14 protein-coding genes and 1 tRNA gene are annotated in these 14287 nt (G+C 56.2%); 5 read left to right on the plus strand and 10 right to left on the minus strand.

What is annotated here, in order from left to right; translation table 11 throughout:
* Window positions 1-189: 189 nt before the first annotated feature.
* The 7 genes from ABFT80_RS15830 to ABFT80_RS15860 all read right to left on the minus strand — a co-directional run bounded on the left by ABFT80_RS15830 (window position 190) and on the right by ABFT80_RS15860 (window position 7777).
* A complete protein-coding gene (locus ABFT80_RS15830) occupies window positions 190-999 on the minus strand; it encodes an MBL fold metallo-hydrolase (RefSeq protein ID WP_347972890.1) in 810 nt (269 codons plus the stop codon).
* Between the two features lie 3 nt (window positions 1000-1002).
* Window positions 1003-1797, minus strand: coding sequence for a TatD family hydrolase (locus ABFT80_RS15835; protein WP_347972891.1), 795 nt, complete (start codon window positions 1795-1797; stop codon window positions 1003-1005).
* Window positions 1798-1800: 3 nt separating this feature from the next.
* Window positions 1801-3351 carry a methionine--tRNA ligase gene (metG, locus tag ABFT80_RS15840; protein ID WP_347972892.1) on the minus strand — a complete coding sequence of 517 codons (1551 nt, stop codon included), beginning with the start codon at window positions 3349-3351 and terminating at the stop codon, window positions 1801-1803.
* Between the two features lie 85 nt (window positions 3352-3436).
* On the minus strand, window positions 3437-4489 hold the full coding sequence (locus ABFT80_RS15845; RefSeq protein WP_347972893.1) for a DNA polymerase III subunit delta': 1053 nt from the start codon (window positions 4487-4489) through the stop codon (window positions 3437-3439).
* Window positions 4489-5163: a dTMP kinase gene (tmk, locus tag ABFT80_RS15850; RefSeq protein ID WP_347972894.1), complete on the minus strand. Its 675-nt coding sequence runs from the start codon at window positions 5161-5163 to the stop codon at window positions 4489-4491. The genes ABFT80_RS15845 and tmk overlap by 1 nt, the downstream gene beginning before the upstream one ends.
* Window positions 5164-5274: 111 nt before the next feature.
* Window positions 5275-6438, minus strand: coding sequence for a D-alanyl-D-alanine carboxypeptidase family protein (locus ABFT80_RS15855; RefSeq protein WP_455189954.1), 1164 nt, complete (start codon window positions 6436-6438; stop codon window positions 5275-5277).
* A gap of 118 nt (window positions 6439-6556) precedes the next feature.
* Window positions 6557-7777 (minus strand): septal ring lytic transglycosylase RlpA family protein, encoded by a 1221-nt coding sequence (locus ABFT80_RS15860; protein WP_347972895.1) that lies wholly within the window; start codon window positions 7775-7777, stop codon window positions 6557-6559.
* A gap of 294 nt (window positions 7778-8071) precedes the next feature.
* On the opposite strand from ABFT80_RS15860, the gene ABFT80_RS15865 reads away from it, so the two are divergent.
* From ABFT80_RS15865 to ABFT80_RS15875, 3 genes are all read left to right on the plus strand, one after another.
* A complete protein-coding gene (locus ABFT80_RS15865; RefSeq protein ID WP_347972896.1) occupies window positions 8072-8668 on the plus strand; it encodes an ankyrin repeat domain-containing protein in 597 nt (198 codons plus the stop codon).
* Between the two features lie 188 nt (window positions 8669-8856).
* Window positions 8857-9099 (plus strand): hypothetical protein, encoded by a 243-nt coding sequence (locus ABFT80_RS15870; protein ID WP_347972897.1) that lies wholly within the window; start codon window positions 8857-8859, stop codon window positions 9097-9099.
* Between the two features lie 95 nt (window positions 9100-9194).
* On the plus strand, window positions 9195-9887 hold the full coding sequence (locus ABFT80_RS15875; RefSeq protein WP_347972898.1) for a DUF4336 domain-containing protein: 693 nt from the start codon (window positions 9195-9197) through the stop codon (window positions 9885-9887).
* 18 nt (window positions 9888-9905) lie between these two features.
* Here the strand turns inward: ABFT80_RS15875 and ABFT80_RS15880 are convergent, their stop codons facing one another.
* The gene (locus tag ABFT80_RS15880; protein ID WP_455189955.1) at window positions 9906-11156 is read right to left on the minus strand and encodes an MFS transporter; all 1251 of its coding nucleotides are present in this window, start codon (window positions 11154-11156) and stop codon (window positions 9906-9908) included.
* Between the two features lie 180 nt (window positions 11157-11336).
* Between ABFT80_RS15880 and ABFT80_RS15885 the strand changes: the two genes are divergently transcribed.
* Window positions 11337-11789, plus strand: a complete 453-nt coding sequence (locus ABFT80_RS15885; RefSeq protein WP_347972900.1) for a winged helix-turn-helix transcriptional regulator — start codon at window positions 11337-11339, stop codon at window positions 11787-11789.
* Between the two features lie 148 nt (window positions 11790-11937).
* Here ABFT80_RS15885 and ABFT80_RS15890 read toward each other — a convergent pair whose 3' ends face one another.
* Entirely contained in the window at window positions 11938-13389 is a 1452-nt protein-coding gene (locus ABFT80_RS15890; protein WP_347972901.1) for an MFS transporter, read from the minus strand.
* A gap of 45 nt (window positions 13390-13434) precedes the next feature.
* Here ABFT80_RS15890 and soxR point away from each other — a divergent pair, with 45 nt between their 5' ends.
* A complete protein-coding gene (soxR, locus tag ABFT80_RS15895) occupies window positions 13435-13887 on the plus strand; it encodes a redox-sensitive transcriptional activator SoxR (protein ID WP_455189952.1) in 453 nt (150 codons plus the stop codon).
* Between the two features lie 204 nt (window positions 13888-14091).
* On the opposite strand, the gene ABFT80_RS15900 is transcribed toward soxR, so the two are convergent.
* Window positions 14092-14179 (minus strand) — tRNA-Ser (locus ABFT80_RS15900).
* Between the last annotated feature and the right edge of the window lie 108 nt (window positions 14180-14287).

Here is a 14287-nt window from a genome sequence, read left to right on the forward strand (position 1 = left end):
TCTCATACATGCGCGCAACGACGCGGCGTTCGTCCAAACTCAACTGCACAAAAGAGCGGGCCATTTCCATCCTCCTGAAATCATGGCCATTATTGTCTTCGTTGCATTTGAAAATGGAATCTGCCCCAAGTCGAACACAAAAGTCACATAAGATAGATTATGGAACTAAATGTGATGCAGAATGCCAGTTTACAAGGCTGTTTCGATGATCATTCCGTCGAATGCTGGCATTACATGAGACGGAGTTTCGTTTGAAATCCTCTCATAGTCCAGTGGCACATGCATATGCGTGAGCACTGCTTGCCGCGGCTTCAAGCGCTCGATCCATTCAAGCGCTTGGCTGACCGACAGATGACTTGGATGGTAACGGTACTGCAGCGCATCGATCACAAGCGTATCGAGATCAGCCATCTTGCTCACCGTGTCAGGCGGAAAGTCGCTGACATCCGAGCAATACGCTATATTGCCGACGCGAAATCCGAGCGAGATTATATCGCCATGGATCTGCGCCAGCGGTTCGAGAACGATAACGCCGCCATCGCCATCGACACTTATGGGCTGCGAATGATCGATGATGTGCGCCTTTAGAATTGGCGGATAAGAGCTTCCTTCGGGTGTCTCAAAGCAGTAGCCGAATGCCTGTTGTAAACGCTCCATAGTAGGATTGTCTGCATAAATATCAATGAGTTGATGCTGTTCCAGAACGTAGCTTCTGAGGTCATCGATGCCGTGAATATGATCCGCATGCGGATGACTATAGACAACGGCGTCGATCTTTTTGACCGCCGCCAACAGCATCTGTTCGCGAAAGTCCGGACCTGTATCGATGACGACACTGGTAACGCCGCCAGCAGCCGATATGCGCTCGACCAAGGCGGCCGCTCTCATACGGCGGTTCTTGGGATTTGACGGATCGCAATCCCCCCAATCGCCTGTGATACGCGGAACGCCCGGAGATGATCCGCAGCCGAGAATTGTAAGGCGCAGAATGTCCCGCACCGCTCAGTTGCCCTGCCTGTCAGGATGCGGAACCTTGCTGAAAAGCCGGAAGAAATTCTCCGTCGTAGCCTTTGAAATTTCTTCGAAACTTACGTTTTGAACATCCGCCAGAACGCGCGCCGTATTGACCACATGCGCAGGCTCGTTGCGTTTACCCCTGAATGGCATAGGCGCAAGATAAGGTGCATCCGTTTCCACCAAAAGCCTGTCGCGTGGAACGTCCTTGGCGATCGCTCTCAATTCTTCCGAATTGCGAAACGTCAATATGCCTGAAAACGAGACATAGCCGCCAAGTTCGATGCCAGCTTCAGCGAGTTTCCGGCCAGACGAGAAACAATGCAGGATGAACGGAAAAGCACCGCTTTCCGTCTCTTCGCGCAGTATGGACTCCATATCGTCATCGGCGCTGCGCGCATGAATGACCAACGGAAGTCCGGTACGGCGTGCCGCATCTATGTGCCGGCGAAAACCCGTCGCCTGGCCTTCACGAGACGACTTGTCATAATGATAGTCGAGACCCGCCTCGCCTATGGCAACCACTTTCGGATGCTCTGCGAGGCGAATGAGCTCGTCCACGCCTATGTCCAGCTCTTCGTCCGCATTGTGAGGATGCGTGCCCACCGAGCAAAAAACGTTTTCATATGCTTCGGCAATCTCGAGCACAGACGCAAAGCGCCTGACACGCGTCGAAATCGTCACCATACGGCCGACACCGGCGGCCTCGGCACGCGCGACGATTGCGTCGCGCTCCTCGGCAAAATCCGGAAAATCGAGATGGCAGTGACTGTCGACGAGCACCGATTACGCCTCCGCTTCGGCTTGCTCAACATAACGCGGAAACACGCCTTGCGGCGTCGGCAGAGATGTACCGGCGACAAGGACGCTGTCTTCGCTTACATGCTCGAAGCCACGCTTTTCCTGATCGACAGAAAGCAGATCGAGAAGTTTTGCCGCCGATCCCGGAATGAATGGCTGGCAGAGTATTGCAAGCCTTCTGATCGTCTCGATCGTCGTGTGCAGAACCGTTTCCATGCGTTGCGGATCGGTCTTTTTCAGCGCCCAGGGTTCTTGCGCGGCAAAATATCGATTGGCATCCGCCACGACCGCGAAAATCGCAGCCAATGCGTGGTGAATTGCCTGATCCTTTATCGCCTTGCGTGCAATTTCCAGCGAATTCAAAGCTTTATCGAGGATTTCGCTATCGGCGTCGTTCAACGTGCCTCTCGCAGGCACTGCTGCATTGCAGTTCTTGGCAATCATCGAAAGCGAGCGCTGCGCAAGATTGCCAAGGTCGTTCGCCAGATCGGCATTCGTGCGGTTGACGATGGCGTCGTGGCTGTAGCTGCCATCCTGCCCGAACGGCACTTCGCGCAGGAAGAAGTAGCGAACCTGATCAAGGCCATAGCGTTCAATCAACGAGAACGGATCGACGACATTGCCGACCGACTTCGACATTTTCTCTCCGCGATTGAAGAGAAAGCCGTGTGCGAAAACGCGCTTTGGCAATTCGATGCCTGCGGACATAAGGAATGCTGGCCAATAGACGGCGTGAAACCGCACGATGTCCTTGCCGATGATGTGATGTGCCGGCCAGTAATCCCACTTCGGATTGTCCAGGTCAGGATAACCGGCAGCGGTGATGTAGTTGGTCAATGCGTCCACCCACACATACATGACGTGCTTTTCGTCACCCGGTACCGGAACGCCCCAGTCGAATGTCGTGCGCGAAACGGAAAGATCGCGCAGACCTGACTTCACGAAACTCATCACCTCATTGCGGCGCTCGGTCGGGCCGACGAAATCGGGATTGCTTTCGTAAAGCTCCAGAAGCTTGTCCTGATATTTGGAAAGGCGGAAGAAATAGGTTTCCTCCTCGGTCCACTCCACAGGCGAACCAAGCGGCTCGCGCCGCACGCCATCTTCGCCGACGGTCGTTTCACCTTCGTCGAAATAGGCTTCCTGCCGGACCGAATACCAACCGCCATAGCTGTCGAGATAGATGTCGCCATTGTCGGCCATGCGCTTCCAGATTGCCTGGCAGGCCTTGTAGTGGCGTTCTTCGGTCGTTCTGATGAATTCGTCGTTCGAGCCGCCGACTGCTGCAAGCATCTCGCGGAAAACGGCAGAATTCTTGTCGGCAAGAGCCTTCGGGCTGATGCCTTCCTTCTCCGCCGTCTGCTGCATTTTCAGCCCGTGTTCGTCCGTTCCTGTCAGAAAGAACACGTCCTTTCCGTCCAGACGCTGGAAACGAGCCAGCGCATCCGTGGCAATCGCCGTATATGCGTGGCCGATATGCGGTTTGCCGTTCGGGTAGAAAATCGGCGTCGTAATATAGAATTTTTCGCGTGACATCAGGTCTGCCGTCAAAATCGATGAATGTTGAGGCTCAAATAGCCTATAGGGTGATCGAGCGCCACCCGCCCGAATATGGCGACCGTTACATTCGCATCGATTTCTGAAGACGATAGATTGTCTCGAGCGCATGCTGCTTGTGATCGAGATTGTATGTTTCGGTTTCGTTTATTGCGGCACGCGTCGCTTCCCAGGCTTCAGAAAGAGCTGCCGCCCGCTGCTGGTTGCCCTCATGTGCGGCAGTAGTCGCAGCTTTGGAAAGCAATGCCAGAGAATGCTCGTTAAAAAGCTGAAACTGGATTGCCTGATCGCGCCCGCTCACGGCTTCCGCCACACGGTAGGCCGCACCGATATCGAGCGCGTCGACACCAACGATCTGTTCGATCGCATTTGCAATCTCAAGCCCGCCATATTGGGTGAGCAGAATTGCTTTGCGCGCGCTTCCTTCCGTAAGGCGGGCGAGTTCGGCTGCACTCCCATCTCCCTCCGGCAATTCGTGGTTCGCCGCGCCAAGAGCGCCGATCAATCCATCCTGGTCAAGCGCGGACAAGCGAACCGTTTGGCAACGCGAGCGAATTGTCGGCAACAGACTGCCGGGCGCATGAACGATAAGGATGAAAACCGTGCGCGATGGCGGCTCCTCAAGGTTCTTGAGCAGCGCGTTTGCGGCATTGGTGTTCATGTCGTCGGCTGGGTCGACGATAACGACACGGTAGCTTCCATCATGCGACGTCATCGACAAGAACCGGCTTACTTTGCGGATTTCATCAACCGTAAGCACGGTCTTGAAATTCTTGGTCTTGTCGTTCAGCGGTCGCGTTAGATGCAAAATTGATGGATGCGAACCGCTCGCCATCTGTCGAAAAAGCTGCGAATTCACATCGGGTTCTGCCAGCATGTCTGGAGCCTGCGCGCTGTCTCCATGCTTGAGCAGGTGATAGGCCAGATGAAACGCAAGCGTTGCCTTGCCGATACCCTGCGGCCCGCTGAACAGCAGCGCGTGCGGCAGCTTGCCAGCCTTGTAGGCGCTGGCCAGCATCGCGCGGGCGGTCTCATGTCCATAAAGAGCGGGGTTTTCTGAAGGCTCTGGAACGCCTTCAAGCGTATCATGCTGTTCGGGTGCGAGACGTTCGAACATTACGCCTCCTCGTTCAAGTGAATGGCGCGCTCGCTTTGCCGGCTTTCCAAAAGCTCGAAGACGGCTGCGGTAACTGCGTTTTCCACATCGTCGGCAGAAAGAGACGCATCGATAACGACGCAGCGTTCAGGCTCGTTGCGGGCAATTTCCAAAAATGCTTCCCGTCGCTGCTCATGCAGATCGAGCGTTTCTTTCTCGAAACGGTCCGCTACGTCCGCGCCGCGTCTCACGCTTGCTCGCTTCAGGCCTTCAGCGGGATCGAGATCGAAAATCAGCGTTAGATCGGGCATGAAACCGTCGATGGCCACACGCTCCAGCGTTCCCATGAAACTTGCATCAAGATCACCAGTCGCGCCTTGATATACGCGCGATGAATCCAGAAAACGGTCACACAGAACGATTTCGCCACGCTCGATTGCCGGTCGGATAATCTGCTCGACATGATCGGAACGCGCCGCAGCGAATAGAATGGCCTCCATTTGAGGACCAAGCGACTCGGCAGCGCCAGAAAGAAGAACATGCCGCACAGCCTCCGCGCCAGGCGAGCCACCCGGTTCGCGGGTGACGACGAGGTCATAGCGCTTTGCACGCAAGCGCTTCGCCAGCCTGTCGATTTGCGTCGACTTGCCGGCCCCTTCCCCGCCTTCAAAGGTTATGAACAAACCTCGTTTCAAATCATCCAGTCCTGTCGCCGATTGGCAGCCGAGAGTTTCAACGGCGTTTTAAGGCGCGAGTGCGGTCGCGTCCACGATTAAAGAGAAATTCGGGAATCGCTGAGGCAGATGTCAGGAAGGCGTACGACGCATCCAGCCGATCATCAATTCGCCAATAGCGTCGAACGCGCGGCTGTAAATCGGCCCGACCGCCACGCTCTCTGCCGTGTACAATGGCGTTTCCTGGCTCAGCGTATCGCCGATCCAGACGCGCAGGCTTCCCACCTGGACGCCTTCTTCTACGGGTGCCACCAACGGCCCCTCATAGACGATGCGCGCGACAAGACGGTCGCGATTGGTGATTGGCACGAAGATGGAAACCGGGCCTTTGGCTACCAGATTGATCTTCGATTTCTCACCACCGTAAACGCCCGCTTCCGCAACCGTTTCACCTTGGGCAAAGAGTTCGGATTTTTCAAAGGCGCGCATACCCCAATCGAGCAGCTTGCGGGATTCTTCTGCGCGTTCCCGTTCGGTTTTCATGCCGCTCATCGCGGCGAAAATGCGTTTTCCATCGCGCTGCACCGATCCCACGATCGCGTAGCCAGATGCTTCCGTGAAGCCCGTTTTCATACCGTCGGCACCGATATCAGCCGCGAGCAAGGGATTGCGGTTTCTCTGGTTGATCTTGTTCCAGGTGAAATCGCGCTGAGAGTAGAATTTGTAGAATTCCGGGTATTCGCGCCAGATATGGTTCGCAAGCATGGCAAGTTCGCGAACCGTTACCACCTGGCCGTCGGCAGGCAGGCCGGTCGAATTTTTGAACACGGATTTTTCCAAACCGATTGCACGGGCACGCTCGGTCATCAGCGCTGCAAAATTCTCTTCCGAGCCTGCCATGCCTTCGGCGATAATGATGCAGCCATCATTGGCGGATTGAACGACCACGCCCTGGATCAGATCTTCCAGCCGGATCGTGGATTTGAGTTCGGCAAACATCGTCGAGCCGCCGGACCGTGCGCCGCCCGTCCGCCAGGCGTTCTCACTGACCGAAAACGTGTCGTCCAACGAATAGCGACCGGATTTGATGGCGTTGAATACGACTTCCATGGTCATCAGCTTCGCCAGCGAAGCAGGCGGTATCAACGCATCCGGGTCTTTGGAAAACAGAATGGTGCCGGTTTCGGCATCGAGCATGAATGCTTGCTCTGCGCGTGTTTCGAACAATTGAGCAAAGGAACTCTGTCCGGTCGAAAGCACCAGAATGAGTGAAAATATGGCTACAAAGCCGGATATGCGTCTGTGAACCAAAACATGCCCCCGCCAAGGAAACTTGATGCTGACCACGGTATCAAGCTTTGACTGAGGATCAACCGGGTTCAGCAAAAACTGGCGTTAGCCAAACGCCGTCGTGTTAGTCGCGAACAGCGATAGCTTCTGGCGCGCCATGCGACCACGCCGCCTCGAGCATATCATCGAGAGAGCTCTTGCCGTCTTGATAAAGATCAACCGTGTAGATCGATTTTCCGTCGATGATCGTCTTTTCCAGAACGGTCTTTCCGAACGCGCCCAATGCGCTGGCAACGGTCTTGGCTTCATCAGCCTGCTCGAATGAACCTGCCGCCACATAAGGGCTCGGTGTGTTCGCCACGCTGGAATTCGGATTGAGCTTCTTCCAGGATCCTGAAATATCTGCGGCGGACATTCGGCCATTGTCGACCGATGAGAATGCGTGCGCTGCACTGCTTATGCGCTTATCTGCATAAGACATTTCTGCGAAAGCAACCTGCGTTTGCATGCCGAATGGCGGACGCTCCGGCACTTGCGGACCGAATGCAGGCAGCGCGATTTCGCCGCCTGCCGGCGCGTCTGAATAAGCCTGAGCCTGGCCGAATGGCTGGTTTGGAAATGGTGTTGGCGCATCCGACATGCTGCCGCTGGGCGTTGCGCCATTCATTGCGATCATCACGCCGGTCGGCAAGCCATCGGAAGGATCGGGAGCGCGACCGCCTGGACGATAAGATGCCATCAGATACTGGTCATCTTCGCCATGCAGAGGCGCACGCCCGACATACTCAACTTTCACATTCGCGGTGCCCGAATGCGTGTAGTCCAGCATCGTGGCGGCCTGTTTGGACAGATCGATGATACGGTTATTGGAGTACGGTCCGCGATCATTCACACGGACAATGACCGAGCTGCCATTCGCAGTGTTGGTCACGCGCGCATAACTGGGCAGCGGCATCGTCGGATGTGCCGCGGTCAGATGCGTCATATCGTAGACTTCGCCATTGGCAGTCAGGCGACCGTGAAACGCATCGCCATACCAGGAGGCGGCACCCGCCTTCGCGTAATTCTGATCTTCTTTCGGGTAGTACCATTTGCCGCGGACTTTATACGGCTTGCCGATCTGGTCGCGTCCCCCTCCCCGTTGGAGGTTGGATTTCTTGGTGGTGACGCGCGGGCTGGCTTTCACGCCATATTCGGACTCGGCGAAATATTCCTTGGAACGCTTTTTGTTGACCATACCCTTCGAGGTCGGTGCAGAAGCGCAGGCCACAAGTGCCGCAGCGCATGCCGCCAAAGTCGCAACCGTGGATACGCGTCTGATCTGCGCGCGCCTCGATATGGCCATACTGGAAGGTCCCCTGAATGAAATCTTCGCTGCTCGATCACCCTCCAGCAATCGGCAGGCAGACGGAATTTTCGTTTCAGTACACTTCTAATCAAAAATTGATTATCAGCGTGTAAACCAATTATGTCGGCAACAGGGCAAGAATATGGCGCACTGCGAATGATGCCTATCTAGGATGCATTCTGGCCGATCGAGAACGGTTCTCGACTGATAAGCGCATTTGCTTAAAATAGCCGAATGCTCAGAAAAATCGCACTCGTCCTTACCTCTTTAACGATCATGATCGGGGCCGCCATGGCAAACACGCTTGAACAGAATTTGGTCGAAGCAACGACAAAGGGCGATGTCGAATCCGTCCGCGCTTTATTGGCGCAGGGCGCGCAGCCAGACGCACGAAACGATGATCGAGCGACAGCCCTTCTCATTACAACACATGCGAACAATGTCGAACTCGCAAAGCTGTTGATCGATGCGGGCGCAGACGTGAACGCCAAGGACTCCATACAGGACAGCCCTTATCTTTACGCCGGCGCACGCGGACATCTCGAAATTCTCCGTATGACCCTCGCCCATGGTGCAGACATCAAAAGCACCAACCGCTACGGCGGGACGGCGCTGATTCCCGCTTCGGAGCGCGGCCACGTCGAGACGGTGAAGACGCTTATCGAAGCTGGTGTCGATGTCGATCACATCAACAATCTGGGATGGACCGCACTCATCGAGGCCGTGATCCTCGGCGACGGTGGCGCCCGCCATCAGCAGATCGTCAAGCTGTTGGTGGATGCGGGCGCAGACACATCCATTGCCGACAAAGATGGCATCACACCGATCCAGCATTCCCGCGCGCGCGGGTTTGATGAAATCACGGCCATTCTTTCTAAAGGAAAATAAAAACGGCACCCGGATCAAGTTGTTTTACACCTGACCCTTGTTTCCGACATATTCACTCTCTATATGTTTTTAAGAAATTATGGATCGTCTCCACTTTTGACCACGGATGTACTGGCACTGGATGTTGAGACGCTAGAGAAAGGTCGGGGAAATGCCCGGCCTTTTTTGTTTTTTGAAAGGACGCACTTTTGAGCACGCAACTTACGACCAAAGCATCAATGCTGCAGATCCCGACGAAAGCGGAGAGCAAAAGCGACATTACGAATAAAATCTCGCGTTCCATCATCGAAGGCGAAGTGAACAGTCGCGAAAAAAAGACCGAACGCTTGCGTAAAGCGCGTCTTTTGAAGGAAGAGGCCGAGGCTTTGGAGCCTGTGAAGGAAAAGCCAAAACCTGTCCGGAAAACGAAAAAATCCGCCGCTGCCGGCTGATTCTGGTTTTCCCCGCGGCGCTTGTAACGTCGATCCCACCCGCATAAAAATTCCCGACAGCCATACGTTGCAATTCTCGTGGCATTGGATCGGGCATGCTGAAAGAATTCGGCCGGGATATCTGGATTGCGAGTGGCGGCGAGGTAGTCGCGGCGTTGGGATTTCACTATCCCACCCGCATGGCCATCATAAAATTGAACGATGGAGACCTTTTCATCTGGTCGCCAACTGGATTGACGGATGGCCTTCGCGCCGAAGTCGATGCTCTTGGCACAGTCCGTCACCTGATTGCTCCCAATTCTCTGCATCATCTTTTCATAGCCGATTGGAAACGCGCCTACCCCGATGCGCTCGTCTACGCCGCGCCCGGCTTACGCGAAAAGCGCAAGGACATCGCCTTCCATGATGATCTTGGGAACGATCCAGACCCGGCATGGGCTGGAGAGATTGATCAGGTCGTGATGCTCGGCAATGTCATCACGACCGAAGTCGTATTCTTTCACGCCAAAAGCGGCACCGCGCTTTTCACCGATCTGCTTCAGCAATTTCCGGCCGGCTGGTTTTCCGGTTGGCGCGCCCTTGTGGCGAAATTGGACCTGATGGTTGCGCGCGAGCCATCCGTGCCCAGAAAATTTCGTTTGGGGTTCACCAATCGAAAAGCCGCCCGCTCTTCGATTGAACGTATCCTTACCTGGCCTGTAGAGAAGGTGCTGATGGCGCACGGAACTCCCGTCAACAAGGATGGCCGCGCAGTTCTTAGCCGGGCGTTTCATTGGCTGACAAAGTGAGTGCGACGGCTATTCGGATCACTCTGCCGCAATCGAACGCTGCGTTGCCACTGAAGGTGTGGTGCTCAAGGTCATGACCCAGAAAATAATCGTCAACGCACTGATGCCCGCGCCCAGCAGGCAGACGCCATTCCAGCCCGCATGTGCATAGACGACAGTGGAGAGCGACGAGCCGGTTGCGCTGCCTATGGAATAGAACAGCATATAGGCAGCGGTCAGGCGGCTCTGCGCCTCGGGCCTGACGCGATAAATCATCCCTTGGTTGGTAACGTGGGTTGCCTGTAAGCCGAAGTCGATAATGAAGACGCCGGCAATCAACCACAATATCGAGTGCCCCAGCAATGAGATGGGCAGCCAGGCAACCAACATGAGAGCGAGCGCAATTCCAGTGGTGCGCTGGCCGTATCCCCTATCCGCCCAACGCCCGGCTCGTGCCGCGCCGAGTGCACCTGCTGCGCCAGCGAGACCGAAGAGCCCGATTTCGGTGTGAGATAAGGAGAACGGCGGCACGCTTAATGGCAGCACCAGCGGTGTGAGCAGCGTCGTGATGTTGGCGAAAATCAACATGGCGATGACGGCACGAATACGGAGTACCGGCTCCTCCACGAAGAGCGTGACAAGTGACGCAATCAGTCTTGGATAAGAGATTGTCACATGCCGTCTCTCCTGTTTCGGGAGAACCTTGTAGAGAAGGCAGGCGATCGCCAGCGTCAATACTGCGGAAACCAGATAGACCGTGCGCCATCCGGACAGATCGGTCAGAATCCCGGATGCGACGCGCGCCAGAAGAATGCCAAGAACGATGCCGCTCGTAACCACCCCGACGACCTGTCCGCGTTCTGCCGGTCGCGCCAGACTTGCCGCATAAGCGACCAGCGCTTGTGTCACGACCGCAAGCAGTCCAACAGCCGCCATCGATGCGAGCAGCATTGCGCTGGTAGATGAAAATCCAACGGATATGAGGGCGAGAACGGAAAGCAACGACTGGCCGACAATGAGCTTGCGCCGATCGATGAGATCACCCATCGGCACCAGCAAGATCAGGCCCAATCCATAGCCGAGTTGGGTAGCACCGACGATCAGCCCTGCAACAGCATGTGTCAGTCCGAGATCGTCTGCCATCACATCCAGGAGCGGATGGGCGAAGTAGGCGTTGGCGACAGCCAGTCCGCTCGCGACAGCAAATAGAAATGTGACCGAACGGCTAAGCGGCGGTCTTGGTGGTGATGAGACATCGGTATCCACACAGCGCTTGCTGCTCTCATCCACGCCTTCCTGAGCGCGCACGTAATCACTCTCAGAGCAGGTGCGCCCTGCCTTCCGATTTGCCATTATGAATTTCGCCTATTTGGTTTTATTATGAAACCATTCGACAGATATTCGATTCGGTTTTATGATGCAACCGAAAATGATGAATGTAATCCGTTCAGTGAGCAGGGAGCGAAATCAATGGTGGCGCGAAAAAGTTTGCAAGGAAACTATTGCCCCAGCGCCCGATCGCTCGACGCCATTGGAGACTGGTGGTCGCTGCTCATCGTGCGTGACGCTTTCGATGGCCTGACGCGGTTCAGCGAGTTTCAGAAAAGTCTCGGCATCGCCAAAAACATCCTGACCGACCGCCTGCGGACACTGGTTTCACGCGGCATATTGGAACTTACTCCTGCGGCCAATGGCGGCGCGCACCAGGAATATCGCCTTACCGGGATGGGTCGCGATTTGTTCCCGATGATGGTCGCTCTCAGGCAATGGGGTGAGCGTCATCTGTTCGAAGCGGAAGAACAACGCTCGTTATTGGTCGAGCGCGACACAGGCCTGCCTGTCCGCCTCGACGTACGAACGCAGGATGGCCGGCAGATTGGCGCAGGCGATACGGTTATCCTGAAGGTGCCTGAACAGGATTAGATGAGCTTGGCGCTTACATTAGAAATGGCGGGCAGAAGCCGATGAAACCGAGAACTACGTTTACGCTATAACCCTCAAGAATTGAGGCATGAGCGAATGCCTGGAATGGGGTGGAAAGCGGACTTTCTGACTTATGGCTCAGGCTGTTTCAATTACCGCTGCTAATGCTGCGATTCCCCCTCCGATCACGCACCAGTACGCTCATGGCGATCAACCCGATTGCCGCGAAAGGCACACATGACGCGAAGACCCATCGGGCAACCTTCGTGGCGTCTGCGGCCGTCTCAATGGACAGCAGACCCGAGGCATTCGCCACGATCCCGACATAGGCCGCGCCGAGAGCGTAGCCGAGCCTCTGTATCGTGGGGATCGCCCCGGAAATTCGATGGACCTCGTCGGCACCGGCGAGCCCCATCGTTCGCCTGAGAATGAATGTCCATGCCATCCCGAAGCCGCCGCCCTCCATGGCCGCGAAGACGGCGATCAGCCAGACAGGGCCGTTGGGAACCGCATGGAGAAAGCCGAGGATGCTGAGGGTCACGACCGTCATGCCAAGCGCGATCATCAGCCGATCGAACCGTTCGGGCAATCCGCTGACCAGAACAGCCATGACCGTCCAGCCGATGGACGAACAAGCAACGATGTAACCGGCAGTCAGCGCGGATACGCCGTGAATGGCTGTTACCAGGAGTGGCCCGAATGCCGTGACAGCGATAGTCGCCATTGACATGGATAGAATCATGAGCAGCGCGGCACCAGCCGGCCGCCACGGATCGAACGGGCGACGCGGAAGAAGCCGGGTGTCGCCCGCGCGCTCATCAAACCACAGAAAGGCGATCAGGCAGACCAGACCGGCGGCAACGGAAGGGACGGTTCGCAGGATCGAGACCTCGACACCACCAAAGGCGGCCAGAACGACGGCGAGACACAACAAGGACAGACGCTTGACAGGGAATTCAGTAGCGTCGGCCGTGGATCGCGTCACGTCAGCGTCGCTTCGCAAGACGATCCAGAGGGCGAGTGCGAATGCATGGCAGGCAAAGAAGGCGAAGCCCCAACGCCAGGTCGCATATTCCACGAAGAAGCCGCCCACCAGCGGCCCGGCGAATGCCGAGACGCCCCAAAGGGTCGAAACGGCCGCCATCGCGCGTGCTATATAGCGGCGCGGGAAAATCAGGCCGACCGCGACAAAGCCCATCGCCACCAGACCGCCGCCGCCGAGTCCTTGCAGGGCGCGTCCAGTCAGAAGCAACGGCATGGTCGGGCTGACGGCACTCAGGATGCAGCCGAACCCGAACAGGATGGCGGCCATGCTCATCGGCGTGCGCAGGCCGAAGCGCATTATCAGCAACGCACTTGCCGCTCCCGCGACGATTGACCCGATTTCATAGAGCGAGACGGACCAGCCCACCAAAGCGACCCCGCCGATCTCGGCCACGATGGAAGGGAGCATGGTGGCGACGATCAAGCTGTCGGCTGCGTGCAGCCAGACGGCCAGGCAAACCAAGGCCAGAGAAGCCGCGTAAGGGCTTCCAAGAAACTCCCTCCAGGAAACGAATGTCTCCGTGTCCTTCTCTGAGTTGCTGCTCGTGTCCGCCATGCCCGTCTCCTCTTGACGGATATGTTGCTACGGCCTCAACATTGGTTGAGGTCAAGGAGATTGCGAATGACGAAGAAGGAATTATCCGTCGGCGAACTTTCGCGCCGTAGCGGGTTGCCGGTTTCCACGCTCCATTTCTATGAACGCAGGGGGCTGATCGCATCCGAAAGGACTTCGGCCAATCATCGGGTCTATAGGCGTGAAATCCTGAGACGCGTGACGGTAATCAAGATCGCACAGAGCGCGGGCATCCCTCTTGCCGAGATAGCCGAAGCGCTCTCTCAACTGCCAAGGGACACGTCCCCCGACACACACGACTGGGAGCGCATCGCCGAAAATTGGCATTACGATCTCACACGGCGGATCGAGCTTCTCACGGCGCTTCGCGACAAGATGGCGATGTGCATCGGCTGCGGATGCCTGAGCGTGCAACGTTGCCCTCTGGTCAACGCGAATGATCATTTGGCGAAAGACGGCTCCGGCGCCCGACTGCTTTAAGAATGTGAGTACGGTCCCCACCAACGTCTGCATTTGGTAGCCGTCAACCCCTATCACAAAAGTCCGCAATGGGGTCGTTTGCCGCCATCGCTGATATTCAAGACATATCAGGCCGTAGCGTAGAAACGGCAGTTCTCGACGTCGCTTGGTAAGAGTGCGGTGATCTGCGGCAATATCGCGCCATAGAGGGCAATCGGCGGTGTTTGGCGGAGGGAGTGGGATTCGAACCCACGGTGAGTTGCCCCACGCCGGTTTTCAAGACCGGTGCCTTAAACCGCTCGGCCATCCCTCCGAAAGTTGAAGCTACTCGAAAGTTTGATTTCGCAGCGGATCAACCTGTGCGGCGCTTTTACAGCCGGTTGGATCGTCGCGTCAACACAGGTGTAGCGTGTTTGTGTGA

The organism is Foliimonas ilicis (assembly GCF_039939195.1).
GTDB classification, from domain to species: domain Bacteria; phylum Pseudomonadota; class Alphaproteobacteria; order Rhizobiales; family Rhizobiaceae; genus Foliimonas; species Foliimonas ilicis.